Annotated in this window: 28 protein-coding genes and 1 pseudogene; 26 read left to right on the forward strand and 3 right to left on the reverse strand. The window is 55.1% G+C overall.

What is annotated here, in order from left to right; genetic code table 11:
• Positions 1-4 precede the first annotated feature (4 nt).
• From JCM12308_RS07010 to JCM12308_RS07020, 3 genes are read right to left on the reverse strand one after another with little or no spacing between them, the layout of a single operon-like run.
• Positions 5-595: a DUF1254 domain-containing protein gene (locus JCM12308_RS07010; RefSeq protein ID WP_054783262.1), complete on the reverse strand. Its 591-nt coding sequence runs from the start codon at positions 593-595 to the stop codon at positions 5-7.
• On the reverse strand, positions 592-1293 hold the full coding sequence (locus tag JCM12308_RS07015) for a DUF1214 domain-containing protein (RefSeq protein WP_041768379.1): 702 nt from the start codon (positions 1291-1293) through the stop codon (positions 592-594). Before JCM12308_RS07015 ends, JCM12308_RS07010 begins: the two co-directional genes overlap by 4 nt.
• Entirely contained in the window at positions 1290-3527 is a 2238-nt protein-coding gene (locus JCM12308_RS07020) for a transglycosylase domain-containing protein (RefSeq protein ID WP_054783263.1), read from the reverse strand. Before JCM12308_RS07020 ends, JCM12308_RS07015 begins: the two co-directional genes overlap by 4 nt.
• A gap of 165 nt (positions 3528-3692) precedes the next feature.
• Between JCM12308_RS07020 and JCM12308_RS07025 the strand changes: the two genes are divergently transcribed.
• The 26 genes and pseudogenes from JCM12308_RS07025 (at position 3693) to ccmE (ending at position 26160) form a co-directional block, all read left to right on the forward strand.
• On the forward strand, positions 3693-4172 hold the full coding sequence (locus tag JCM12308_RS07025; protein ID WP_008549935.1) for a YcgN family cysteine cluster protein: 480 nt from the start codon (positions 3693-3695) through the stop codon (positions 4170-4172).
• Between the two features lie 510 nt (positions 4173-4682).
• Entirely contained in the window at positions 4683-5195 is a 513-nt protein-coding gene (locus JCM12308_RS07030; RefSeq protein ID WP_054783264.1) for a helix-turn-helix domain-containing protein, read from the forward strand.
• Positions 5173-6459 carry a DNA-packaging protein gene (locus tag JCM12308_RS07035; protein ID WP_054783265.1) on the forward strand — a complete coding sequence of 429 codons (1287 nt, stop codon included), beginning with the start codon at positions 5173-5175 and terminating at the stop codon, positions 6457-6459. Before JCM12308_RS07030 ends, JCM12308_RS07035 begins: the two co-directional genes overlap by 23 nt.
• A gap of 219 nt (positions 6460-6678) precedes the next feature.
• Positions 6679-7857 carry a phage portal protein gene (locus JCM12308_RS07040; RefSeq protein ID WP_054783266.1) on the forward strand — a complete coding sequence of 393 codons (1179 nt, stop codon included), beginning with the start codon at positions 6679-6681 and terminating at the stop codon, positions 7855-7857.
• The gene (locus tag JCM12308_RS07045) at positions 7850-8038 is read left to right on the forward strand and encodes a hypothetical protein (protein WP_008549698.1); all 189 of its coding nucleotides are present in this window, start codon (positions 7850-7852) and stop codon (positions 8036-8038) included. Before JCM12308_RS07040 ends, JCM12308_RS07045 begins: the two co-directional genes overlap by 8 nt.
• Positions 8039-8089: 51 nt before the next feature.
• Positions 8090-8272, forward strand: coding sequence for a hypothetical protein (locus tag JCM12308_RS07050; protein WP_054783267.1), 183 nt, complete (start codon positions 8090-8092; stop codon positions 8270-8272).
• Positions 8273-8297: 25 nt separating this feature from the next.
• On the forward strand, positions 8298-8723 hold the full coding sequence (locus JCM12308_RS07055; protein ID WP_054783268.1) for an HK97 family phage prohead protease: 426 nt from the start codon (positions 8298-8300) through the stop codon (positions 8721-8723).
• An 85-nt stretch (positions 8724-8808) separates the two neighbouring features.
• Positions 8809-10140 carry a phage major capsid protein gene (locus JCM12308_RS07060; RefSeq protein ID WP_054783269.1) on the forward strand — a complete coding sequence of 444 codons (1332 nt, stop codon included), beginning with the start codon at positions 8809-8811 and terminating at the stop codon, positions 10138-10140.
• 32 nt (positions 10141-10172) lie between these two features.
• Complete coding sequence (locus JCM12308_RS07065) at positions 10173-10745, forward strand: head-tail connector protein (protein ID WP_083416536.1); 573 nt, start codon at positions 10173-10175, stop codon at positions 10743-10745.
• Complete coding sequence (locus JCM12308_RS07070; protein WP_054783271.1) at positions 10742-11080, forward strand: phage head closure protein; 339 nt, start codon at positions 10742-10744, stop codon at positions 11078-11080. Before JCM12308_RS07065 ends, JCM12308_RS07070 begins: the two co-directional genes overlap by 4 nt.
• Positions 11067-11474 carry a DUF3168 domain-containing protein gene (locus tag JCM12308_RS07075; RefSeq protein WP_208978328.1) on the forward strand — a complete coding sequence of 136 codons (408 nt, stop codon included), beginning with the start codon at positions 11067-11069 and terminating at the stop codon, positions 11472-11474. Before JCM12308_RS07070 ends, JCM12308_RS07075 begins: the two co-directional genes overlap by 14 nt.
• A 24-nt stretch (positions 11475-11498) precedes the next feature.
• Positions 11499-11915, forward strand: coding sequence for a phage major tail protein, TP901-1 family (locus JCM12308_RS07080; protein ID WP_054783273.1), 417 nt, complete (start codon positions 11499-11501; stop codon positions 11913-11915).
• Positions 11916-11923: 8 nt separating this feature from the next.
• Positions 11924-12292, forward strand: a complete 369-nt coding sequence (locus JCM12308_RS07085; RefSeq protein WP_054783274.1) for a gene transfer agent family protein — start codon at positions 11924-11926, stop codon at positions 12290-12292.
• Entirely contained in the window at positions 12289-12522 is a 234-nt protein-coding gene (locus tag JCM12308_RS07090) for a phage tail assembly chaperone (protein WP_054783275.1), read from the forward strand. Before JCM12308_RS07085 ends, JCM12308_RS07090 begins: the two co-directional genes overlap by 4 nt.
• Positions 12512-13048: a phage tail tape measure protein gene (locus JCM12308_RS07095; protein WP_054783276.1), complete on the forward strand. Its 537-nt coding sequence runs from the start codon at positions 12512-12514 to the stop codon at positions 13046-13048. The genes JCM12308_RS07090 and JCM12308_RS07095 overlap by 11 nt, the downstream gene beginning before the upstream one ends.
• 210 nt (positions 13049-13258) lie before the next feature.
• Complete coding sequence (locus JCM12308_RS07100; RefSeq protein WP_054783277.1) at positions 13259-13903, forward strand: DUF2460 domain-containing protein; 645 nt, start codon at positions 13259-13261, stop codon at positions 13901-13903.
• A 21-nt stretch (positions 13904-13924) separates the two neighbouring features.
• Positions 13925-14811: pseudogene (locus JCM12308_RS07105) on the forward strand (phage/gene transfer agent baseplate hub protein).
• A gap of 2 nt (positions 14812-14813) precedes the next feature.
• A complete protein-coding gene (locus tag JCM12308_RS07110) occupies positions 14814-15254 on the forward strand; it encodes an NlpC/P60 family protein (RefSeq protein WP_054783278.1) in 441 nt (146 codons plus the stop codon).
• 841 nt (positions 15255-16095) lie between these two features.
• Positions 16096-19155 carry a baseplate multidomain protein megatron gene (locus JCM12308_RS07115; protein ID WP_444544397.1) on the forward strand — a complete coding sequence of 1020 codons (3060 nt, stop codon included), beginning with the start codon at positions 16096-16098 and terminating at the stop codon, positions 19153-19155.
• Positions 19156-19292: 137 nt separating this feature from the next.
• Positions 19293-19586 carry a PepSY domain-containing protein gene (locus JCM12308_RS07120; protein ID WP_208608714.1) on the forward strand — a complete coding sequence of 98 codons (294 nt, stop codon included), beginning with the start codon at positions 19293-19295 and terminating at the stop codon, positions 19584-19586.
• A 97-nt stretch (positions 19587-19683) separates the two neighbouring features.
• A complete protein-coding gene (locus tag JCM12308_RS07125) occupies positions 19684-20349 on the forward strand; it encodes a response regulator transcription factor (RefSeq protein ID WP_037036840.1) in 666 nt (221 codons plus the stop codon).
• A complete protein-coding gene (locus JCM12308_RS07130; RefSeq protein WP_208608713.1) occupies positions 20342-21763 on the forward strand; it encodes an ATP-binding protein in 1422 nt (473 codons plus the stop codon). The genes JCM12308_RS07125 and JCM12308_RS07130 overlap by 8 nt, the downstream gene beginning before the upstream one ends.
• A gap of 225 nt (positions 21764-21988) precedes the next feature.
• Positions 21989-22420, forward strand: coding sequence for an RT0821/Lpp0805 family surface protein (locus JCM12308_RS07135; protein WP_208608712.1), 432 nt, complete (start codon positions 21989-21991; stop codon positions 22418-22420).
• A 295-nt stretch (positions 22421-22715) separates the two neighbouring features.
• Positions 22716-24182 (forward strand): hypothetical protein, encoded by a 1467-nt coding sequence (locus tag JCM12308_RS07140; protein WP_054783279.1) that lies wholly within the window; start codon positions 22716-22718, stop codon positions 24180-24182.
• 138 nt (positions 24183-24320) lie between these two features.
• Positions 24321-25481 carry a c-type cytochrome biogenesis protein CcmI gene (gene ccmI / locus JCM12308_RS07145; RefSeq protein WP_054783280.1) on the forward strand — a complete coding sequence of 387 codons (1161 nt, stop codon included), beginning with the start codon at positions 24321-24323 and terminating at the stop codon, positions 25479-25481.
• A 208-nt stretch (positions 25482-25689) separates the two neighbouring features.
• Positions 25690-26160, forward strand: coding sequence for a cytochrome c maturation protein CcmE (gene ccmE / locus JCM12308_RS07150; RefSeq protein WP_083416531.1), 471 nt, complete (start codon positions 25690-25692; stop codon positions 26158-26160).
• The last annotated feature ends 43 nt before the right edge of the window (positions 26161-26203 follow it).

The following is a 26203-nucleotide window of genomic DNA, read 5'->3' on the forward strand; positions in this document are numbered from 1 at the left end:
GCGGCTATACCCTTGGCAAGTCTGAGCAGGTCGCAGAGCGCAATGCCTCTGAGATCTGCGGCAAATACGCATTGGAAGGCACAAACGCGCGGAACAGGGCAAAGCCCTTCAGCTCATTTGTCTCAACCACAATCATCTCCTCTAAATCCTCTGGCGGGTTCTCACGCAGGATAGAGAGCTGTTGTGGTGTTAGCACCAGCATGCGCACAGCCTCGCCCTCAGAGGTCTTGTCGTTGAGGCTGTAAGTCACCTGTCCCTTTTCGTTAAACAGGCCGAGAGACCAGAACGGAGAGGGAGCGTAGGTGCGGATGATCAGTGGGCCATTTTCAAGGGAATAACGGCAGATCGCATGGCGCATAGATGGATCAAGGTCCGGCAGTGGCTCACTGCGCGGCAGGATCGGCGGCAACATCTGGAAGCTGCGATCCGCACCAAAATCACCGACGCGTTCGTAAGGTGAATGAGGAACGTAAGCAGGCACGCTCAGAACAATCGCTACATGGATTATCCCCGCAACGAGCAAGCCGCCAAAGCCCCACAAAATCCAGCGTGGGGAGATGTAAAGGTCCTTCAGTTTTTTCAGGAGGTCATTCATTTGCAGCTCACCAGTTCAACAGCAGGCATCACAGGAGCGCTCAAACCGGCACCCGTCGTATAGGGGATATCGTAGAGCCGCATGGCAAACACCAGCCCGTTACTCCCCCCGGTCGGTAACCAGTTGCCCGGACGTGCCTCAGGAGAAACCTGAATAGCAAACGCACCTGTATGATCCGTCAGGATGCCATGACTGTGCAGGGATGCACGCCCCGCATCTGTCGCAAGCAGCTCCAGAGCATTGTTCAGCGCGGTGATGGTCCAGAGCCGCGTGGCAGGCACTCTGCCAGCAATTCTGTAGTTACACTGGGGGTCTAGCGCTCGTCCGCTGTCATCAAAAGCGGCGTAAAACGCAATGCCTTCACCACTGCCAAGCGGAACACGGCCTGTCCGCGCAAAGATCGCTGTACTGTAAGGATCGCTGTCCACCGTGCCCGCATGCGGGTGGGCAACCCATACGCCGCTTTCTAGTGCGCTGAATGGGGAGCCACGATTCAGCGAAAGATACGCACTGCCTATCCCCACAACCAGAGCGATGAGGATCGAGAATAAAAATGGCCCGAACGAGAAGAATGGCGCTTTGTAAAGCAATGGCGAAATGTGAGGCCATGGCTTTTGCCAGGAAGTTTCAGCATCATAAATCTGGGTGGTTTCCGGTTCAGGAACCGCCACCAAAGGCATGTGAGGGGTGTGTGTCATCGGGTATAAGTCACATCCGCCTGAGCGCCAGACCCCAGCTGAGCCTGCACGTTTGACTGAGAAATACTATTGAATGGAAGCGAACGCAGCCGTTCTCCCAACGCTTCCAGAACCTGCTGAGAGGTTCTGTTGAGCAGCTCTGGTGGGCCGGTCACTTCCACATCACTAAGACCATTGGCGGCAATAACATCCTTGCCTTCAGGCGGCTCCACACCGGGCATAGCTTTCAGCTCCAGCCCCTGGTGCGCATACTTCATAAAGTTGCCCCAGGTCATAGCCGGAAGGCTACCACCGGTCATACGGCGGGTGGAGGAGAAGTCGTCGTTGCCAAACCAGACAGCGGCGGCCAGATTGCCTGTGTACCCCACAAACCACGCATCACGGTAAGCCTGTGTGGTGCCGGTCTTACCCGCTGCAGTAATCCCCTCCAGCTGTGCACGGCGGCCTGTGCCGCGTTCCACCACGTTGACCAGCACATCATTCATCATGGCCACCTTCTCAAATGGCAGAATTCGTAAGGCAGGGCCTGCATCGCGGTCATGATTGTAAAGCAGCTCGCCCTTGGAGTTGCGCAGTTCCAGCACAGCGTACGGGTCAACCTTCTTCCCGCCAGCACCGAACGAAGCATAAGAACTCGCCATGTCCAGAACAGTCACTTCAGAAACGCCAAGCGGCATTGCACGGGTGATTTTCAGCTCACTGTTGATGCCCATCATGTAAGCAGTGGTCGCGATTTTATCGCGCCCGATGGCCTGTGCCAGACGAACCGGAATGGTGTTGATCGACTTGGTCAATGCCGTTTTCAGCGTGACCGGGCCAGCGTAACCGCGGGTATAATTGCGTGGGCTCCAGCCGCCAATACTGATCGGACGATCGGGGACAACACTCTCACTCTCATAGCCATTCAGAAACGCCGCCATATACACAAACGGCTTGAACGAGGAGCCCGGCTGGCGCAGCGCATCCGTTGCACGGTTGAACTGGCTTTCATCATAATCACGGCCACCCACCATGGCGCGAACAGCACCTTCAGTGGTGATAGCTGCCAGTGCCGCTTCTTCTACGCCATAACGATCACTGTACTGGCGCAAAATGCTCTCGATCTGGCTGACCGCTTCGCGCTGGAAGCCCGGGTCAAGAGTAGTGCGAACGGAAATAACCCTGTCATTACTGAGCTCTGGGTACTGCGCGGCAAGGTCTTTCACCTCTTCAAACGCCCAGTCGAGGAAATGGTCCGGTGCCTGGCTCTTTGTCCGGTCAACGGGTTCTGCCGGGTTGCGGCGAGCGCCAATAACCTGTCCCTCGGTCATGAAGCCAGCCTGCACGATATTCGTCAGCACCTCATTGGCACGGGCACGGGCAGACGGCAGGTTTTTATGCGGAGCGTATTTGGACGGCGCTTTGTAAAGCCCTGCAAGCATTGCAGCTTCTGCCAGAGAAATTTCGCGTACGTCCTTGCCGAAGTAAAATTCGGAAGCCGCTGCCACACCAAATGTCCCCGCGCCCATGTAGGCGCGGTCCAGATAAAGTTTGAGGATTTCTCGCTTCGTCAGGTTCATCTCAAGCCACAGGGCGAGATAAGCCTCTTTGATTTTGCGTTGTAATGTGCGTTCGTTTGAAAGGAATAGGTTTTTTGCGAGCTGCTGTGTAATTGACGAACCACCCTGCACAACAGAGCGGGCTTTCACGTTGGCAACCATGGCTCGGAAGGTACCAACGAAGTCAATTCCCAAGTGATCAAAAAACCGTCTGTCCTCGGTAGCAAGGGTGGCCTGGATCACGTGATCGGGAATTTCGTCCAGCGGAATTTTATCGTTCAGCAAGATGCCGCGTTTGCCGAGTGGGTTTCCGAACCGATCAAAAAAGCTCACGGAAAAATCGGAGGTGGTTCTCCAGTCAGAGCGCTCGGTTGCCTTGAAGGCCGGTTGAGCGAAGGTGAGTACAATGAGGAAACCAAAGGCGCAGTAGGTCAGGCCTTCAGAAGCAAGGCCGGCGATGTATTTGGCTGGTCCGCGCAGCGAAAAGCAGCGCATGAAAGCGGAGTACTCGCGAAAGAAAACGCCCAGAAACTGGGAGGTGTGCCACAAAGCAGAATCCAGCCAGGCATCGGTTGCAAGCATGCGCTGGGATAGATCCTGAAGGGTAAAAGAGCGCTCCTTACCCTTTTTTTTCACCTTTTCAGCAGAATTTTCCGTGACATTCTGCTTTTCGCTGTTATCAGAGTTCTCTTCCAAACTGATTACCCGTAGTACCGGTCACACCCCTGAATACGCAAGGGGGACAATGAACCAAACCGAAGAACTAAGCGCAGCGTATTTCCGAAATTTCGGAAAAGAAGACGCTTCAAAAAGACCTACTCGCGATATTCCCATCGGAATTTTGCAATGAGAACGACATAAATGGTATCCGTAAACTCTGAGAGTCACCGCCCTTTCTGGCAGACCAAAACCCTTGATGAGATGACCCATGAAGAGTGGGAAAGCCTCTGTGATGGATGTGGACGCTGCTGCTTGAACAAGCTGGAAGATTGGGACACTGGCGCAATCTACTGGACAAACGTCGCGTGCACTCTGCTTGATGGAACCACATGTAGGTGCAAAAACTATGAACGGCGCTTCGACACCGTGCCCGACTGCGTTCAGCTTTCGCCGGAAACTGTAAGAACTTTGAAATGGTTACCGCCAACATGCGCGTATCGTCTAATCCGTGAGGGCAGGGACCTGTACTGGTGGCATCCGCTTGTCTCCAAAGATCCGCAGAGCGTGCATGACGCCGGAATCTCCGTAAAAGACAAAACCATCAGCGAAGATGGAATGGAGCCAGAAGAGTTCGAAAATTATCTCGTCGACTGGCCTGATGAGGAATATACCAGAGACTGATCCTGCAAAATACGTTTATTTTCAATTACTTCTCCACAGGGGAGAAGCGGGAGTAAGTCAAAATTCAAAAACTGTAAAGCCAGCGCAGGGCCACATTGCTCTGCGCTTTTTTAAGTGTCCCATCAAAGCCTTACAGCTTTCTTTATTCAAAGTTGAACAAATTCGATCCTAACGTGAAACGGGGATAAGTGTCCATGCCTCTTTGGGTGGCTTCTCTTAGGAATATAATCTTGACAGCGCACCGCTGTTTTGATAGGGTTTAGGCATGCTAGAGAAAGTGTGAGTGACGCCGACGAGGCCTCTTACAGCTTTCTGATCGCACGACATTTTAAAGTTCTGACCAGCTGCTCCTTGTTTCAACGGGCGGCTTTTTTTGTGCCCGATTACAGCGTATCGCCGAAAAGTGGATACCGGTTTTCGGACAACGATACGCGGACAAAAAAGCGTATCGCCGAAAAGTGGGCACCGGTTTTCGGAGAACGATACGCGAGCTGATTTAAAGGAGGGGAGATGGCAGAGGAACAGGAGCCCGAAAACGAAGAGGAACAGGCAGCGCGGCTGCGTGTGCCTCTGGAGGTCTGGCAGGTGGTTCGCCGCATGGTGGAAGAGGAGGCGATTTCCATTGCTGATATCGCCCGCAAGACCGGCCTGCCAAGCAGCACCATCACCACCAAGATCAGGCGGGAAGGGTGGCTGCGCAAGTGGGAGCTGGCCCAGCAACTGGCAAGCTCAGGAACAGAAGAGCGCAAACGCCTGATCGCCCGTCTCTATACTGCCTTTGAGAAACAGGTGAGCGCACTGGAAGCCAAACTGAAAAAGCTCAGCGGCGATCCGCAATCTGCAGCGGGCGAGATGGACGCCACCGCAAAGGCAATCACCAGCCTCGCCAAAACGCTGGATATGCTGATTGATTTGCAAGAGGCCCATGGCGCGGACAACACAGAAGAGGTGAGTGATGACCAGATGCGACAACAGCTTTCGCAGCGCATTGCAAGCTTGTGTGGCGCAGGGCAAACTTCATGAGTTCATCGCGTCGCTAAGCCAAGCTGAACTGAGCTTCCTTCAATATAACTGGCAGGTCTTTGCACACGCCCACCAACGCCCGCCAGAAGGCCACTGGGCCACATGGCTGCTCATGGGAGGGCGCGGCGCAGGCAAAACCAGAGCAGGGGCAGAATGGGTGCGAGGTAAGACGGCCGGTGAGCCTTGGGCTGGTCCACCAGCGGGCAACATTGCACTTGTGGGGCAAACCTACGCGGATGTCCGGGAGGTGATGATCGAAGGCATTTCCGGTCTGCTCGCCGTGCATCCACCCAACCAAAAGCCTCAGTGGAATCCGTCACGCCGCCGTCTGGAATGGCCCAACGGCGCAATCGCGAGGGCCTTCTCCTCGGAAGATCCAGAGGCCTTGCGCGGTCCTCAGTTTGATGCAGCCTGGTGTGATGAAGCGGGCAAGTGGAGCAATGCAACAGAGACGTTCGATATGCTCCAGTTCGGTCTGCGCCTTGGTACGCAGCCACAGCAACTGGTCACTACAACGCCAAAGTCCACCCCGCTGCTGAAAATGCTGCTGCAGGATCAGCGAGTGGTGGTGACAAAAGCAGGCACCAGGTCCAATGCCGCCTTTCTGGCTGAAGCCTTCCTGCAACAAATGGCAGAGCACTACGGTGGAACCCGGCTCGGCAGGCAGGAGCTGGATGGTGAGCTGATCGAAGATCGCGAAGACGCCTTGTTTGCCCGCAAATGGTTCGAGATGAACCGTGTTCGCCACGTGCCCGAACTGAAGCGCATCGTCGTTGCCATCGACCCGCCCGCCACATCAGGCAAGTCGGCAGACGCCTGCGGTATCATCGCAGCGGGCATAACGGATGCAGCTGAGTTGCTCGTCCTTCGAGACAGAACCGCTCAGGGCCTGCGCCCCGCTGCATGGGCAGATCAGGCCATCCGGCTCTATCATGAGTTGGAAGCGGACTGCCTGCTGGCGGAGGTCAATCAGGGCGGGGACATGGTACGTGAGGTGATTGAAGGCGTGGATGCAAGCGTGCCCGTTAAATCCGTCCACGCCACAAGAAGTAAACGCCGCAGGGCGGAACCCGTAGCGCTGCTATATGAGCAGGGCCGCGTCCACCACTGCGGCGTGTTTCCGGAACTGGAAGATGAGCTGGCCGACTTCAGTGCCAGTGGTTTGAGCAACGGAAAATCACCGGACAGGCTCGATGCGCTAGTCTGGGCGATTACAGAACTGAACCGCCGCCCTACAGGCAAACCACGCCTGCGCAAACTTTAAAAACATCAATAGCATCAAAGGTTAGCTCGCAAACTTGAATCTGTTTGTGAGGATTAAGCTCGCGCGTGCTGCTGAAATGCGGGCGCCGATTTTCGGAATAAAGATCCACGAGACGAAAAGCTAAAGCAGTTTCTCAAGTCAGGCAGAACAGCCAACGGCTTTGGCGATCTGATTACTTGAATCAAAACATTAAGTTAGAGCAAAAAGGACTCTGATCTCATGGGGTTACGCAGACTTCTTGAATCAGTTTTTTCACCTGCAGCGGAGCAGAAAGCATCACGGGCAAAATCCGTGGCCTTCATGCGCTTTGGTGAAGGGGCCGTCTGGACCCCGCGCAACTATGAATCACTTATAAATCAAGGATATTTACGAAATACTATCGCCTACAGATGTGTCCGCCTCATTTCAGAAAGTGCGGCAAACATCTCACTGACCATCAAGGTTGGCGATGCAGAGCTGGAAACGCACCCTTTGATGGACCTGCTGAACCAGCCCACCCCCACACAAACACGGCGCTCGTTCCTGGAGGAGCTCTACGGCTTCCTGCTGGTCTCCGGCAATGCTTATGTGGAGGCCGTGTCGCTGGAGGGCGAGCCGCGTGAGCTGCATGCTCTGCGACCTGACCGCATGAAGGTACTGGTGGATGATGTGGGTTGGGTGGAGGCCTACGAGTATCAGGTGGCCGGGCGCAAAGTGGAATTGCGCAAGGGGGCGGGCGATAAGATCGAGCCCGTCCTGCACATCAAGCTCTTCAATCCGCTCAACGATCACTATGGCTTTGCCCCCATCGAAGCGGCGCAGGTGGCTCTTGATATCCATAATGCCGCCGGTGACTGGAACAAATCCCTGCTGGACAACGCGGCGTGTCCAACAGGCGCACTGGTCTATGGCGCAGGCGATGCCATGAACATGACCGACGATCAGTTCCACCGCCTTAAGGAAGAGCTGGAAAGCTCCTATCAGGGTGCCCGCAATGCAGGCCGTCCCATGCTTCTGGAAGGTGGGTTGGATTGGAAGCAAATGGGCATGTCGCCAAAGGACATGGACTTCATCGAGCTGAAAAACGTTGCCGCCCGAGAAATTGCGCTGGCCTTCGGCGTACCGCCCATGCTGCTCGGCATTCCGGGAGATAACACCTACGCCAACTATCAAGAGGCCAACCGTGCTTTCTGGCGGCTGACTGTGGTGCCACTCGCGGCCCGGGTTCTCTCTGAACTCTCCAACTGGCTTTCCGGTGCTTACGGTGAGCAGATCACCTTGGAGTTAGATTTGGATGCTGTCGAAGCGTTGGCACAGGAACGCAAAGCGCTGTGGGATCGTATCACCACCGCTGACTTCCTCAGCCGCGATGAAAAACGTATGGCCGTGGGCTACGGCGCGGAGGGCGCGGATGAGTGAGTTGATGACAGCGCTCGCCGCAAAAGGAGATCTTGCCCATGTGGTGCTTGGTGCCTGGGCAGGCACATCCACCTCCATGCTTTTATGGGCACTGAAACAGGTCATCCGATTCAATCGCCGCTTTGAAGAGTTCATGTGCGAACTGGAAAAACTCAACCAACTTCTGCGCATGGATGTCTGAAACATACGCACAGAAAATGTTGAGCTGACATAAATGGTTTGAGGGAACCTCTTGACTCAAAATCACAAAGCAAATGCGGCGCCAGAGGAGCGAAAACAACAGCTCACCGAGCGGCGCACAGAACCGCCAGCACAGACCTTCGCCACCTTCACGCAGGCTCTTGCCGGTGCACTGGCAGAGCGTCGTGCGGCGAAGGCAGAAGGCATCAACAGGACCAATAAAAACAACAACTGATAGTGCACTAAAGGAGGCAAGCAATTTGAACACAGATCACCCCATCGCCATTGAGGGTTATGCCAGCCGGTTTGAGCTGAGCGATCAGGGCGGTGATGTTATGCGCAAAGGTGCATTTCACACCACCTTGCAAAAACAAAAGCTCTCCGATGTGAAAATGCTCTGGCAGCATGACCCGGCGCACCCCATCGGCAAGTGGCTGCACATTCAGGAAGACAGCATCGGCCTCTTTGCCAAAGGGCTACTCTATCCAGGTATTGCGCAGGGGCGACAAGCCATCGCCATGGTGCAGGCGGGCATTCTGGATGGGCTGTCCATTGGCTTCAAAACCCGCCGTGCCCAGCGCAACAGCAAAACCGGCAGACGGGATGTGCTGGCAGTCGATCTCTGGGAGATCTCACTGGTCACGTTCCCTCTACTGCCATCAGCCCGGCTGACCGTCGTCTCCTGACGATCCTTTTATTCTGAACCGACGAGCTGTGGTGTCCGTTTTGGAGCCGCAGTTTTTTATTGTCTAATTCAAGGAAAATAATCCTATGAAAAACACATGCAATCCAGCATTGGAAACCAAAGACTTCGCCAGAGAAGCTGCAGGAAAATCAGCGGAACCCATAATTTCGGGCTCTGCAACAGGGCATTTTGCTTCTGCTATGGAGCGTGCTGACAGCTTCGATCAGCTCAATCACGCTTATTCTGAGTACATCCAGACAAATGATATGCGTCTGGCGGAGCTGGAACAGAAGTCCGGCTCAGACGTCTTGCTGGATGAAAAGCTGGCTAAATTGGACGAGATCATTGATGGCCAGCTGCGCCACCTCAACGAGCTTCAGCTCAAATCCCAACGCCTACCACGCTCTGCGCCGGATGCCGGGAACAGTCCAACGGCGGAGGTGGAACACAAGTCCGCCTTTGAAACTTATATGCGCGAGGGGCAGGAAAGTCGCCTGAAAACGCTGGAACAGAAAGCCATGTCCTCTGGCACAGCCGCTGATGGCGGGTATCTGGTGCCGCAGCAGCTGGAAACAGACATCCTGCGCCGCATCACAGCGCTTTCGCCCATCCGCTCAATCGCCTCCAACCGCAAAATCTCCGGCTCCTCCTATCGCCGCCCCATCGTCTCCGCCAATCCAGATGCGGACTGGGAAGGCGAAACCGACGCCCGCAGCACGCCAACCAACGCGATGAAGTTTGAGATGCGGGAAGTGAAGATCTTCGAGCTGTCGGCTCTGCCAGCGGTCACTCAGACCTTACTGGATGATGCCGCCGTCAACATCGGCGAAATTCTGGCAGAAGAGGTGGAAACTGTCTTTGCAGAAAAAGAGTCTGCCGCCTTCATCAACGGCAATGGCACCAGCCAGCCACAAGGCTTGCTGCAAGGCACCATCCATGGCTCACTGGATGATACCGGCCTTTCCATTGGCTCTATCAAGACCGGTGAGGCAGGTGCGTTTCCCTCTTCCAATGGTGGAGACTTGCTGATCTCGCTGATCTATGGCGTCAAAACCGCGATCCGCCGCAACGCCCGTTTCCTCTTTAACCGCAGAACGCAGGCCGCCATTCGCAAGCTGAAAGACGGGCAGGGCAACTACCTCTGGCAACCACCAGCATCCGCCGGTGCTGACCCAAGCCTCATGGGCTTTCCGGTCACAGAGGCAGAACACATGCCAGATATGACAGCGGGCTCTGACCCTTATGCCATCGCGTTTGGTGACTTCCACCGCGGTTACATGGTGGTGGACCGTGTCGGCATCTCCGTACTGCGCGACCCATACACCAGCAAGCCGAACGTACTGTTTTACATCACCAAACGTGTCGGCGGCGGCATCATGGATTTTGATGCCTACAAACTGCTGAACTTCAGCGCCTAACCAGCTTCCATCACAATCAAGGAGGGGCCGCCGTGACGGCTATACTCACAGTGCCACCGGCTCTGGAGCCGGTTTCGCTCGCCCAGGCGCATGCGCAGCTCAGGGTGTCTCATACCCACGAGGACGATCTGATCGGACGCCTGATCAAAGCCGCGCGGGAACAGGTGGAGACACTCACACGGCGGGCTCTCATAGAACAGGAATGGCGGCTGTTATTAGATGACTTGCCGCCAGATCGGCTGATCCGCCTGCCGGTCGCCCCGGTAGCGCAAATCCTGCAGGTCTACACCTATGACAAGGACGGCAACCAACATCAGGTGCCTTCCTCGGACTATCAGGTAGACTTGGCAGGAAACCCCGCCCGCCTCCGCTTCAAGGCAGGCGCGGTCAGACCACTTCGTGACCTCAACGGCATCGAGATCGACTTCAAGGCAGGCTACGGATCAGCGGCAACGGCTGTTCCCGCAGGCCTGCAAACCGCGATCCTGATGCTGGTCGGCTTCTGGTATGAGCGCCGCTCCATGCTGGAGGAAACCCGCCTCACAGGCCTCATGCCCCACGGTTTTGAGGCCGCTCTGTCTCCCTATAAGGTCCTCAGAATATGAGAGCAGCAGGCACACTCAACGAACCCATGCTGTTGCTCCGCCCTGAAACCACCAACGGCACAGATGGCTCCGTCACCCGAAGCTATCAGCAAGTGGCCATGGTCTGGGGGCAGGTGGAGGCTTCCACCGGATCAGAGGCCACAACAGCAGGCCGCATCTCCAGTTCCTACCCACTCACCATCACCCTTCGCCGCCGCACAGATGTGGCTGAGGGCTGGCGCCTTGAGCAGGACGGACAGAGCCTGAGGGTCAAAGCGATCCTCCCAAACTCAGAGCAAGATGCCTTCATGCAGATCCTCTGCGAGCAGGAGGAGGGCGATGATGGGGGAACTTGAATTCCGCAAAGCCCTGTTTCAGGCCATCCATGCCAAAGCACCGCTCAAACCTTATCTGGGAGATCCTCTACGCGTGTTCGACGGCGTCCCACGAGGCACAACGTTGCCCTATGCAACGTTAGAGGCCGTCACCACACAGCTGCTGACAGGTCATCTGAACGAGGGCGGCAGGCTCACTGGTTCCATCGGCATCTACTCCCGCCATCCAGACCGTGCCCAAACTCTGGAAATCCTGCAGATCTTCAACGAGCTGCTGGAACCGGGCATCACCCCAGCAACAGGCACTGACGCCGCGGGTCTGACTATGACCGAAACCAGCTGCCGCCGCCTGAGCGATGGCCGCACTTGGTACGGACGCATCAAATTCTCCGTCCTGCTGCAGCACTCTGATTAACGCCAACCCTCGAAAGGAAAACAGATGGTCGCACAGGCCGGAAAAGACCTGCTGTTGAAACTGGACACAGCAGGCACAGGCAGCTTTGAGAGCGTAGCGGGCCTGCGCTCGCGGCGCCTCGCCCTCAACGCAAACCCTATCGATATCACTGATGCGGAAAGCACAGGCCGTTGGCGAGAGCTTCTGGCAGGCGCTTCCACCCGTCATGCATCGCTCTCTGGGAGTGGCTTGTTTCGCGACAAAGCCTCGGCAGAAAAAGTCCGCACTGCCTTCTTCGCCGGAGAGCTGCGGGACTGGCAGATCATTCTGCCCAGTTTTGGCACTCTGGAAGGTCCATTCCACCTCTCTGCACTGGAGTATTCCGGCGATTATCGCTCCGAAGTCACCTTCGAGATCTCGCTGGAATCTGCCGGAGAACTCACCTTCACACCGCTGACCTGAGGAACACAATGGCATCGAAAACCTATAGCCGGGGCGTCAATCGCAGACGCGGCGAAATCCTCGCAGAGCTTGGCGGTCAAAAGCACATTCTGGTGCTCACACTCGGTGCACTGGCAGAGCTGGAAGACACACTCAACTGCACCTCCCTGCAACAGCTGACAGAGCGTTTCTCAGAAGGGAACTTGCGCGCTGCCGATATCATCAAAGTGCTGGGAGCAGGTCTACGTGGTGGTGGGCTCATCATTGAGAATGAGGAAGTTGCCGAACTCTCCCACGAGGGCGGCGTAGCGGCCCTTGCCAAACTGGCGGGCGAGCTGCTTGTCGCAACATTCTCTTCGCAGCAACCGCATGTCACTTCAAAGTATGGTCAGTCGTGAAGCAGAGCCGTATCACCAACACCCTACTGCCCTGGCATGAGCTGCTGCACAAAACCTGCCGTGAGTTGGGCTGGTCGCCACACACTTTCTGGCAGGCAACACCAAAAGAGCTGGAGATGGCGCTGAACCCGCCGGGCCATCAGAACACACACAGCCTCTCTCGCAGCACACTGAATGATCTGCTCCGCCAGTTCCCCGACGAACAGGAACCGCACCATCATGACGGATAGTTTCAACGAACCGCTGAACGTGGAAGACGCCCGCGAACTGGAAGTGACCATGCAGGAGGTCAACGCACTGGCCAAGGAGTTCTCCTCCGAACTCAGTAAAGGCCTGCAAAGCGCTGTCACCTCAGGCAAGGATTTGCAATCCATCCTCTCTCAAGTCGCGCTGAACCTTTCCAGCTCCGCTCTCAACAACGCCCTTAAACCGCTGGAGGGTTTGCTGTCTGCAGGCATTTCCTCCGCAATTGGCAGTGTAACGCCTTTCGCAAAAGGCGGTGTCGTGTCCAGCCCTACGATGTTTGCGGCAAACGGCACAGGTCTGGGGCTGATGGGGGAAGCTGGCGCAGAAGCAATCCTGCCTTTGCAGCGTGGCAGTGATGGCCGCCTTGGCGTTGCCATGAGCGCAGGCAGCAATCAGCCCAGCGTCACCATAAACGTGGCAACACAGGATGTGCGCAGCTTTGAAAGATCTCAGGGACAGATTGCGATGATAATGGCCCGCGCCACCGGACGGGGGCGACGCGGGCTATGACGTCGGCATTGAAGAGGAGGGACTCAAGGACCGACGTTGTTTTGCTACCGGACGGTGGTAGCAAACTTTTTGGAAAAAACCGTTGCTTTGCAAAGAGGGAGGAGCATGAACAACGGGCCTGCGCAAATCACGCAAACAACTTTCCCATGTCAAACCTATTAGATGCTTCGTTGGGGGGCAGCCTTGAGCCAAGTCAAACAGGAGGGGGAAATGCTACCAAGTTTTGTTGATGAATCATTCCCACTTGGAATTTCCCTAGGGGCTTCTGTCAGAGTAGAAAAACGCAGTCAGGTCACACGGTTACTCAATGGCGCCGAAACGCGGAACGCCATCTGGAAGGGAACGCGACGGCATTTTGATATAGGCACCGGCTTGCGAGGCGCAGCTGACCTGCACCGCGTCCTCTCCTTCTTCGAAAAAGTAGGCGGTCGTGTGTGTGGATTCAGATTCCGCGACCCCATGGACCACAAATCCTGTGCATTTGACGGAACACCCTCCGCAACCGATGTCACCCTCGGCACCGGAGATGGCACCACCGCATCCTTCCAGCTGATCAAGCAGGTTGGGGCTGCTGGCGTGGAATGGCAACGCAAGATCACCAAGCCAGTGGCCGGAACTCTCTCAGTCGCCGTAGATGGCCAACTGAAAACTGTCGGCAGCGATGTCCTGCTCAATCCGCTGACAGGTATTCTCCAATTTCAAGCTGGCCACATTCCCACCAACCATCAGGTGGTCACCGCTGGTTTCCTGTTTGATACACCCGCTCGTTTTGAGAGCGACCAACTGGAAATCAATCTCCTGCACTTTGAGGCAGGGCAGGTGCCGTCCATCCCGCTTGTCGAACTTCTCAGCTAACTTAACCTCGCGAGTATCCTCATGTTCAACGCTGCTTTGAAAGAACACCTGAATGGTGAAAGCACCACTGCGGCCTATTGTTGGCGACTAACAGCGCTTTCCGGCCTCAGTCTTGGCTTCACTACTCATGATCAACCATCATGCTGCTTGGCAAAACATATGAGCCAGGGTTCGGGCTGGATGGGTCGCAGGCCATGGCTCAATCGGATTTTCAGGCCGGACAGGAAGAAGCGCTGGGCTTTCTTTCCTCAGAGAGCCTGAGTGAAAAAGACCTAAGCGCAGGCCTCTGGGACAATGCGGAGGTCGAGGTCTATCTGGTCAACTGGCAAAAACCGGAGCAACACGAGCTTCTGAGGCGAGGCACGCTGGGTGAAGTTACACGAGACGCCAATGTCTTCCGCGCCGAGTTCCGCTCACTGGCCGCCAAACTCTCTGAACCCAAAGGCCGACAACTCTCCCACCAATGTCACGCAGATCTGGGAGATTCCAAATGCGGGATTGATCTGAACGCTGCCACCTATGCGAGACAAGTGAGTATCATCGGCAAGGACACCGCCAATCGGCTGATCATCGAAGGAAATGCTGACATCACCGCAGGCTGGTGGTCTTTCGGCAAACTCGAGTTCCAATCCGGCGCGTATGCCAATCATCCTTTACGCATAGCCAGCCACACCATTGAGCAAAGCACGCACAAGCTGGCTCTTTGGGCACCGCTGGTGCTTGAGCAAACTTATCCCATCACAGCAAACATCTCTGCTGGCTGTGACAAAGGTTGGGGCACGTGTCAGGCAAAGTTCCAAAACGCCACAAACTTCCGTGGCTTCCCGCACATGCCCGGTAATGACTTCATCCTCAAAGGCCCTGAACCCCAATCCGCCGCCAACAACGGCGAAAAGCTGGTGGGGTGAACATGCAGCAAAACCCGCAAGCACTCCTGCGAGAAGCCCGCAGCTGGATCGGCACCCCTTACCAACATCAGGCTTCCCGGAAGGGAGCAGGGTGCGACTGTCTCGGCTTTATCCGCGGCCTCTACCGCTTCCTGCATGGCTCAGAGCCATCTGTCCCCGCTGATTATGCCCCGGAATGGGCGGAGCTGAAGGGAGAAGACCTGCTGCTCAAAGCTGCGCACCGATATCTCCACCAGGTGAAAGGCCTGCTGCATCAGCCAAAACCCGCAGATGTCATCGTGTTCCGCTGGGCGCCTCAAAGCCCATGCAAACACCTCGGTCTCATGAGCAGCAATGATCACTTCCTCCACGCCTATGAAGCGGTCGGCGTGGTTGAAAGCCCTCTGGTGCCCATGTGGCGCAATAAGATTGCAGGGCGTTTTTCATTCTTCCCAATTGATTGATCCGGAAAGGACAAAGCCATGGCAACAATGGTGCTCTCAAATGTTGGCGCAGCTGTTGGCAGTGCAATCGGAGGCCCCATCGGAGCCATAGCCGGACAAGCATTGGGCGCGCTGGGCGGTGCGTGGATCGATCAGCAGATCTTCGGGCAGGACCGGGAAGTCTCTGTCGGTAAACTGGGTGATTTGCAACTGCAAACCGCCGCCGAAGGGGCTTCGCTGCCCTTTGTTTATGGCCGCGTCCGTGTCACCGGAAACATCATCTGGGCAACGCGTCTGGAAGAGGTGGTCTCCGAAGAAAAGCAGGGTGGCAAATCAGCAGGCTCTTCCACCACCGTCACCAGCCACAGCTACTTTGCCAACTTCGCTGTCGCTCTGTGCGAAGGCCCCATCACCGCTGTTCGCCGCGTATGGGCTAATAGCAAGCAGCTGGACACCTCTTCAATCAACATGCGCGTTCATCTGGGCACTGAAGACCAGCAGCCCGATCCGCTTATTGAGGCCAAGCAGGGCACTGCACCAGCCTATAAAGGAACCGCCTATGTTGTGTTTGAACGCCTGCCACTGGCTGAGTTTGGCAACCGCATCCCGCAACTCTCATTCGAGATACTCCGTTCCATCGAACCACTGGAGCAGCAGATCAAAGCCGTCACGCTCATCCCCGGAGCTGGCGAGTTCACCTATCATCCGCAGGAGATCATTGAAGACATCTCCCCCGGCAACACCCGAAGTGTGAACCGACACGGCAAGGATGAGGAAACCGATCTGGTCCGCTCTCTGGATGAGCTTCAGGCCCTGTGCCCCAACCTGAAAAGCGTGGCGCTGGTCGTCTCATGGTTTGGTGATGATCTGCGCGCCTCTCACTGCACCATTCAGCAAAGTGACCTATCAGACCACCCAGCATCTGCCCGAAAACTGGAGTGTCGCAGGCCTGAGCCGCTCCGAGGTGCCGGAGGTCTCTCGCATCAACGACAGACCAGCTTATGGCGGCACACCCTCAGACGCCTCTGTCACAGAAGCCATCAAGGAACTGAAACGCCGGGGCCTCAAAGTCATGTTCTATCCGTTCATTATGATGGACATCCCCGACGACAACGAGCTGCCCGACCCGTACGGTGCCGCCAAGCAATCCAGCTATCCATGGCGCGGACGTATCACCTCAGATATCGCATCAGGCCAGTCTGGAACGCCACAGGGCACGAGTGCCGTCATATCCCAGATAGATGCCTTCGTCGGCACCGGCAACGACTGGCGCTTTCGCCGTTTCATCTTGCACTATGCCAATCTGGTGAAGTCCGCAGGCGGTGTGGAGGCCTTCCTGATCGGCTCAGAACTGCGCGGCCTCACCCAATGCTGGGCAGGCGGCGGTTCTTTCCCCTTCGTGGGCCACCTGCAAGCACTGGCAGCTGAAGTCCGTCAGATCATCGGTACCGAAACCAAACTCTCTTATGCCGCAGACTGGAGCGAGTACGCTGGCTACAGCCCCCAATCCGGCGATCTGCGCTTCCCGACCGATCCATTGTGGGGACACGAAGACATAGATTTCGTTGGCATCGACAACTACCTGCCGCTCACAGACTTACGAGAGGAAGATAGCACCCAGTCCAGCTACGACCTGAGTGAGCTGAGAGCAGGAGTAGCCTCAGGCGAGTATTACGATTGGTACTACGCAAGCGATGAGGACCGTACTTCCAAAACCCGCAGCCCCATCACGGACGGCGCCCACAACAAGCCGTGGGTGTTCCGTCAGAAAGACCTGAAAAACTGGTGGCAAAATCAGCACTTCGAACGTGTTGGGAACAGTGAGCAAACCACGCCAACCCCTTGGACACCGCAGTCCAAACCCATCTGGTTCACTGAACTCGGCTTTCCTGCCGTCGATAAAGGCACCAATCAGCCCAACGTCTTTGTTGATCCCAAGTCCGCTGAAAGTGCCTTGCCGCACTTCTCCAATGGACAGCAGGACGACCTTGTCCAGCGCCGCGCTCTGGAAGCAAGCCTCAGCTATTGGGGCAAGGATCACCCCGACTGGCCTCAGGGCGACAACCCAACTTCAAGCCTGTATGCGGGGAACATGGTAGAGGCTGACAACATCTTCCTCTGGACATGGGACGCTCGCCCGTATCCCGAGTTTCCTACCTATGCTGATATCTGGGCAGACGGTCAAAACTGGCAGCTCGGCCACTGGCTCACAGGACGACTGGGAACATTGTCTGCCTCTGGTCTCATCCGCGCCATGCGTGATGACTTCGGGCATACACAAGACCTCACAGAAATCGCAGAACTGGGAGAAACCATCGAAGGCCTGACCGTCGCCGGTCCAACTTCGTTGCGATCTGCGCTCACGCCCATCCTGCAACTGACCGGCGGCATCGCCGTTGACCGCGGCACCCATCTGGCTGTTCTCCCCAAATACGCGGCAACAGTAGCGAGCGGGAAACTGGGCCTTGGCGATCTTTGGGAGGCTGATGAAGGAGAGGAGGGATACATCTCCATAAACCGCAACGATGGCAACGACTTGCCCGCAGAGCTGCGCTTGCGGGGAATGGATCCCAACAACGACTTCGAAGCCCTTGTGGTGGCATCCCGCCGACTGGAAGGCATGGACCGTCGCACCTCTACCCTTCAGCTCCCCATCACCACATCATTGCCGATGGCCAGAAAACTCGTCGAAAAGATGCACCAGTCATTCTGGTTGGATCGTGAAACCCTCCAGTTCAAACTCGCCTTGAACAACGTGGACCTGAAGCCGGGTGATATTGTCGAGTTGCCGGGTGAGCTATTGAAGGAAGACAACACTGCAATTCAATGCCTCATCTCCGAGGTCTCCTCAGGCGCTCATATGGATGTGCAAGCCATTCGGTTGCTCGGGGAACCAACAGTCACGATAGCTTCCAGCCCAGACAACACCGCACAACCATCCTTTAACGACACCACCTCAGGCCCGCCGATTGCTCGCATTCTGGACCTGCCCCGGTTCCACAGCGAAGGCCCCGATGACGGCAGCCCTGTCATTGCCATCTACAACGGCAACTGGCCCAGTGCTTACCAAGTCTATGCCTCCAGTTCAGGAGAAGAGTTCACGCCCCTGATGCAAGTCTCAGAACCAGCCGTTATGGGCACGTTGCAAGCGCCACTTGAAAGCGGCCCATGTTGGCGTTGGGATACGGCCTCCGAAATCATCGTGAAACTCTATGGTGGGCAAACGCAGAGCCGCAAACTGCTGGATGTACTAGCTGGTGCAAATGCTTGTGCGGTTCGCAAAGGTGATCAATGGGAGGTGATACAGTTCTGTAATGCAGAGCTGGTCGCACCCATGACCTACAAACTCAGCAAGCTGCTCAGAGGCCAACTGGGTACCGAGCATCTTGTCGGGATCACAGCTCCCACAAATGCTGAGTTCATCCTGCTCAACCAGTCTCTGCCCAAGCTGCCATGGACCAGCGATAAGGCAGGCGTGGCGCTTTCGTATCGTGTGGTCCCTGCTGGAAAGCCATTGGGTTTCAAATGGGCGGCGAACCTGAGCTACGAAGGCGGTCAAACCGCGCTGAAGCCCTTCGCACCAGTCCACCTCAAAGCAACCGTTCAGGAGAACGGTGACCTCGCCCTCAACTGGATTCGCAGAACAAGGTGGGAAGGGGACAGTTGGGCCACGTCAGATATCCCGGTGCAGGAAGATAAACTAGCGTTTTCCCTCAAGATCTCGCACAAACCTGCGGGTGAAACGGACCAAGTCCTTCTGAAAACCTACGAAACCTCAACAGAACAGCTCGTTATTCCGAAAGCAGATCTGTTGCAGATGTTGGGGGCCGGAACACATGTTTTGACCTGCGAAGTTGCTCAAAAGTCGACTAAATTCGGATTGGGGACAACTGCAGATTGCTTGGCAAGCGTAACACTTTAACAAGTGCTTTTACCGGATTATTTGCAAAGCAAGCCAAGAAACATCACAGACCCCAGAGAATCTGCTAGGTCTTTGTTTTGAAATAAATAACACCTCGTTCATGTGAGGTTCAGCCAGTGCCGGTTAGAAGACGCCTTATGAGACACCAACTCCACAACCTCTTATCTCGCTCATTGATGGCACTGGCTTTGGCGACAGCGGTCTTCACCTGGTCTGCACCTGCGCAGGCAGCGTGTTTGTCCTCCAGCCAGACCCGGCAAGCCGTCGCCAGCGGTCAGGCGCGTCCGCTTGGCTCCTTGCGGGTCAACGGGCAGATCCTTTCAGCCAAGCTGTGTGAGCGAGGCGGTGGGTTGGTCTATGTGCTCTCCGTGCTCAACAACGGCAATGTTTCGCAAGTGACATTGGATGCACGAACAGGGCGCCGGTTGTAACTGCGCCGCGAAGAACTCTGGATAGAGATTTTTCTGCCCGAATTTGAACGAATTTAAACGGCGATATAAGCCTGAATGCTGGTGCGGGGTACCTCTTATGCGAATGTTGATCGTTGAAGATGATCGCGATTTGAACAGACAGCTGTGTGAAGCACTGGAAGATGCTGGCTACGTTGTCGACAAAGCATATGACGGCGAGGAAGGTCATTTCCTCGGCGATACCGAACCTTATGATGCTGTCATTCTGGATCTTGGCTTGCCGCAGATGGATGGTCTCAGCGTTCTGGAACGTTGGCGCCGGGACGGCCACTCCATGCCAGTCCTCATCCTCACAGCCCGTGATCGCTGGAGTGACAAGGTCGCAGGCATTGATGCAGGCGCAGATGATTACGTCGCCAAGCCATTCCATATGGAAGAAGTGTTGGCACGGGTGAGAGCACTGGTCCGCCGCGCTGCCGGTCTGGCTTCCAACGAGATCTCAATCGGTGACATTGTTCTGGATACCAAAGCAGGCAAAGTGACGAAAAACGGCATGTCCGTGAAGCTCACCTCCCACGAGTTCCGCTTGCTGTCCTACCTCATGCACCACAAAGGCAGAGTGATCTCCAGAACCGAATTGGTCGAGCATCTCTATGACCAGGACTTTGATCGCGACTCCAACACCATCGAAGTGTTTGTAGGCCGCCTGCGCAAGAAGTTTGGCAGCTCCTTGATCGAGACCGTGCGCGGTCTGGGCTACAGGTTACAGGAAGAAGATGCCTGATAAGACCAGCCCAGACAGCAAACAGTCGCAAACTTCCTTAAGTTGGAACGTGATCGGTTACATCCGCAAGAAGCAGCAGGCATCATTGGCATGGCGTCTGATTTTTGTTGCTGGCTTGTGGGCGTTGGTCAGTCTGGTCGTTGCCGGTGCCATCCTCGTTGCTCTGTTCCGTGAAGCTGGTGAAAAGGCGCTCGATGAACGCCTTGAAGTGCATATGACCGCAATCGTCAGTGCGCTTGCTGCTGATGAGGCACAGAAATACTCCGCCCTGCGCCGCATCGGTGATCCTCGCTTCTCCATGCCGCTTTCCGGTTGGTACTGGACGGTCCAGCGCAATGGCAAAGTCCTTTACGAAAGTGACTCGCTCTTTGGTGACACGCTCAGCCTAAAGCCCATGAACGGAGAGCTGGCGCTGACACGTAACATTATTGGCCCTGCTGGCCGTGAGCTCCGCGTGCTGCAAAAACGCATCCAGTTTGGTGGGCTTCAACCCGTCACAATCGCCGTGGCTGGCAGCACGAAAGAACTGGGTGAAAGCACTGCGTCCTTTGCTTGGCAGGCTGCCATTACCCTTGGCATTCTGGGCCTGGGTCTTGTTGCTGCGATCTTCCTGCAGGTCCGCTTCGGTCTGCGTCCTCTGACAGAACTTCAGGAAAGTCTGGGCCGCGTCCGTCAGGGAAAAGAAGAGGAAGTTCAGGAAAATCTGCCAAAAGAGCTGAAGCCGCTTGCCGTTGAACTCAACGCTTTGATCCATTCCAACCGGGAAGTCGTGGAACATTCCAGAACTCAGGTTGGAAATCTTGCTCATGCCCTGAAAACGCCTCTGTCTGTCATTACCAACGAAGCCCGAAGCTCAGATGAACCACTCGCTCTGAAGGTTTCCGAGCAAGCAGATATAATGAGGGGCCAAGTTCAGCACTATCTGGAAAAGGCACGTATGGCGGCACAGCGCCGTGTGATTGGTGTGTCCTGTGAAGCCGCTCCTGTGGTGACACGCATGGCACGGGCGATGGAGAAAATCCATCGTGACAAACAGCCAGAATTCACGGTCGATATGGATGAGACTCTGTTGTTCCGAGGTGAGCAGCAAGATCTGGAAGAAATCCTTGGGAATTTGTTGGATAACGCCTGCAAGTGGTGTGATAAAAAAGTGTCAGTGACGCTGAAAAACAACAATTCCTCTGCGTCACTTATCAGTCTGATCGTAGAAGACGACGGGCCGGGACTGGGTGCGGACGAGAAGAAACGTGCGCTGCGCAGAGGTCAAAGACTGGATGAGACCGTACCGGGAACAGGTTTGGGTTTGTCCATAATTGTTGACATTGCAGGGATTTACGGTGGTTCGTTTGAACTGGGCGATAGTGAGTTGGGCGGTTTGAAAGCAACGGTGATCTTGCCGTCTCTGACAATCTGAACTGATTTGGGGCAGGGGTTGCATCTGTTTCAAACAGTACTGATAGTAAGTGTAACTGTGTTTTAAGGGGTTGCTCCACGGAAGTGTTTTCAAGCTAATGGCGCTGCTTTGGTTTGAGGACTCTGCGGAGAGGCCTTGGAAAGGACAAAAGTTCCTTTCTGCAAAACTGATAAGTCGCAGAAGCGACAATGAGGATGCATGTTGGTGCGAAACTGGAAAAAACTGATGGTCTTGCCTGTAGTCGTTAGCGGTTTAGCTGGCTGCGCTACATCTGACCATGTCACCAGCGCGAGTGCCGATGATTCCTCCTCATCCATCTTCGGCTTCTGGTCGTCTGACAGTGAGCAAAACGCTGCGGCCCATGCTGCAATTGACAGTGCCACGGAAGGTCAGCTGAAACAGCTGCTCAGAAGTGGTGATCTGGACACCGTTTACAAAGCACAAAGCAAAGCCCTCAACGCATCCGATGCAGGCAACAAGGTTGTCTGGCGCAACCGATTCTCTGGCGCGCAGGGCACTGTGAAGTCTGGTCCCGTTTATTACGTCAACGATCGTCGCTGCCGCGATTTCCAGCACACCATCGCTTATGATGAAAAAACGCAGGTAATCAAAGGCGCTGCGTGTAAAGATGGCGAACGCTGGGCTGCGCTGAACTAGTCCAACTCCCCAAACCACATGATTTTAGCTGAAGGAAACGCATCTTTCGCATGCGGAAAGTCGCGCTTATCAAGATTTGATTAAGCAATTCCGCCGATAGTTTTGATCAACTAATACAATTTTAGCGGTTGTTGTCTGCTAGAGCGCGTTTCCGAAAAGCAAGTTCGTTTTTGGAAGAAGAGGCGCTCAAACAAGAAGCCAGAGCTCGTTAAGCGGATCTAGTGAGCTTTGAGGGATTGAGAGCCGGGCGTGTGTTTGTCCGGTCAGAGTAAAGCTGAGTACCAGAGAGATTTGGATGCACGAGGTCAACCATAAAGCATTGCAAATGGAGAAGGTGTTGAGCGCCTTGTCTCAGCCTGCTCTGCAGATGTTGGAACGGTCTGTCGAAGACTCGCTTCAATGCGGTAAATCTGTTCCCAACTCCGACCTCATGCTGCTCACCATTCGCCGATTGCTGGGTGAGGCCTCTTATATTCCAGAGCAAAAGCTGTCTCTTGATACTCCGCTCAGACGCGCAATCCTAAGCCCGTTGCAGCCGTTCCTGATCGTAACACCGCTCTCCACGCCTCAACCGGGTCGCATTGATGCCTCTGTCATGGATACGCTCTGGGCTTACATGAGGCAGGAGTTGCTCTCCAGTGAGTTCAATGAAGCCGTCGCCGCTCTGGAAGAGCTGTGCCAGCATCAGGATCTGCCAGCCACGCACGAGACCATCCAAAAGGCAATCTCCACCTGCGCAGAAGGTTTGCGCTTAAGGCTGGTGGCTGCTGCTAAAAAAGAGCTGGAAGCGGCGGATCAGGATATCCAGATCAAAACCAAGCTGCGCCGCAAGGTCGGCGGCCACGTCAACTTTGACTTTTTCCGTGATGCATTGGTGATCCTTGAACGTGCGCCTGCCTGGGAAAAGGTGATGGTCCGCACACCGCCATTTGCAGAAGACATTCTGACCATGTCTTCGGGAAGCGACCTGAAGAACATGCGCACCCATATCGAGGAGAACCGCAGCGAGGTGAACTACCTTGCCGCATTGGCGTTCCTTCGTCTCGATGAAGCCCCTGTGGAGCTGATGAAGCTTGCTCAGGCACTGGCCGCAGTACCAACACTGCGAGATGTCACGGGCACGCCCTACGCTGCCTTTGTTGAGTTTGCATTGTCATCACTGGAGCAGAGTGTGTCAGTTGTTGAGGGCTGGCGTTTGGAAGAGGAGGCCATCGTTGGCCTGCCAGAGGCTGCCAATGCCTGTCTGCTGCACTTTGAAGAGCTGGAAGAACTGAAAGGCTTCGATGCTTGCGACCAGTGGCAACAGCGTGCGGTTCAGCTAAAGAATCGTTTATGCCGATTGCTGCGCGATGAAATCCGCAACTTGCCCGCTCTTTTGGAAGAGGCAATCGCCTCCGAAACCAAGCCTGATCTTGCCGATTTGCAAGGTGGTTTCCGTTTTGAGCAGATTCAGCGCTCCTATCACAAATGTTTGAGGGGATTAAAACTCGCCAAGTTAGCCTCACAATATGCAGGTGTGCTTGGGTTGAACGAGTTGCAAAGCTCAACCAGAGATCATGTCGAACGTTTCATCGATCGCAATTCCGAGAAGTTATTGGCAGCTCCTAAAGAAGAGCAAAACGAGACCGAAAACCCTCCGAATTATGGCGAAATTTCGAGAAAATTGAGCCGTTTGATATCGATGAGCGAGATCTCATTGGAGCCGGAAGACACTGCGAACCTCATTCGCAGGCAGCGGACATATATGAAAGATGCGGCCTAACCCCTTAGTAGCGCCTGCGTCTTTTAGAAAATAAGTGCAACTTCATAGGTATTTTGTGGGTATATGGCTTGTGCGACTGCCCGTCGCAGGGGGGGAAGTGTTGCCTTTCACATTTAGAACCTGTCTATTTAAGCCACTATGACATTCTGGTTAGTTCTCGCAATTTTGACGGCGGCGGTCGCATTGACCGTACTCGTTCCATTGGCTCGCTCTCCTAAGGTTCATCCTGATGAGCGCAATGATGAAGCTGTGTTCCGCGCCCAGCTCGAAGAAATACAAAAAGATCTCGAGCGCGGTGTCATCGCGCCGGACATGGCAGAAGCCGCCAAAATTGAAGTGTCGCGCCGCCTGTTGGCCGCACACAAGCAAAACGAGGGCGATGATAGGGAAGCTCCCTCCAAAATGCGCTTGCGCGCTGTGCAGCTGACAGCCGTTGTTCTGCTGCCTCTGGCCGCGCTAGGTATGTATTTACAATACGGTTCTCCGGAAATTCCAGATCAGCCACGGGCTGAGCGTTTGGCCGCGACAACCGGTGAGGCAGACCTTGAAGTTCTGATCGCAAGAACAGAAGATCACCTCAAAGAAAACCCAACAGACGGACAGGGCTGGGCGGTTATCGCACCAGTTTACATGCGCACCAGTCAGTTTGACAAAGCCCGCCGTGCTTATGCGCAGGCGCTGAGTCAGTTTCCTGAGAACCTCGACCTGATGGTAGGTTGGGCTGAAGCAAGCATCTTTGCAAATGAAGGTCAGGTTTCCGAAGAAGTTGAAAAGGTTTTGCGCCGGATCAATCTCGCCAAGCCTGAAATGTTGCAACCCTACTATTATCTGGCAATGGCTATGGGCCAGAAGGGTCAGATAAACGAAGCGCTGGCCGCCTGGAATGCACTGCTGAAGACAGCAGATTCAAATGCTCCTTGGGTGGATGCTGCAAAGGCACAGCGTGACGAACTGATCGCAAGAGGCGCCGTAGTATCTGGTGAAGCAGGAACGATCCCGGCACTTGAGCAGCCAGCAGGACCTTCTGCTGAAGAAGTTGAAGCGGCTGCGCAGATGAGTGCAGAAGATCGCAATGAGATGATCAGCCAGATGGTTATACAGCTGGACGAACGCCTGAACGAAGAGGGCGGTTCTGTCTCCGAATGGGGACGGCTGATACAGGCCCGCATTATTCTGGGTGAGCAGGCAGAAGCTACAAAAGCAGTAGCTCGTGCCAAAGAGAACCTCAAGGACGATGCGACAGCTCTGGAACAGATCGACCAGCTGGCCGCGAGCCTGAACTTGAGCCCTGCCGAATAAGGCAGGCAGCTACAGCATATCGCCGAAAAGCGGCTACCGGTTTTTGGAAAATGATATGCTGAAACAAACAGTCAGCGCATCGAAAGATGCTCTGACGAGCTGCAAAACATGAACTGCCGAAAGGCACTACAGCGTATTCCCGAAAAGTGGGAACCGGTTTTCGGAAAAGAATACGTATCGTTGGCAACGTATCTACGGAACTGCGAGTATGACACGTAAACAGAAAAGACTCGGGCTTATTGGTCTTGCAGGATTGGTGCTGGGGTCGGCAGTCGGCTTGGTTCTTTATGGACTTTCCAGCAGCGTGACCTATTTCCAGAGTCCAAGTGACATCGCTGAACAGCAAGTTGCAGTTGGGCAGCGCATCCGTCTTGGCGGTCTGGTGGAAGATGACTCCGTTGATAAGAGCCGGGGTTCTGTCGTCCATTTCCGCGTAACTGACCAGGCCGAAGCTATTCCTGTTGCTTACAAAGGCATTCTGCCAGACTTGTTCCGTGAAGGGCAGGGCATCATCGCAGAAGGCTACATGGACGAGAAAGGTGTCTTTATTGCTGATACCGTTCTGGCCAAGCACGATGAAAGCTACATGCCGAAAGAGGTCTACGAGACCCTGAAGGAAGATGGCCACTGGATGGAAGAAGAGCAGGCTGCGGCTGAGCAGACTTCCAAAGTAAACTAAAAAACTACGAGAAACCGGCTCTGCCGAAAGAGCCGGTTATCCA

It is taken from the genome of Pseudovibrio denitrificans JCM 12308 (genome assembly GCF_001310815.1).
Taxonomy (GTDB): Bacteria; Pseudomonadota; Alphaproteobacteria; order Rhizobiales; family Stappiaceae; genus Pseudovibrio; species Pseudovibrio denitrificans.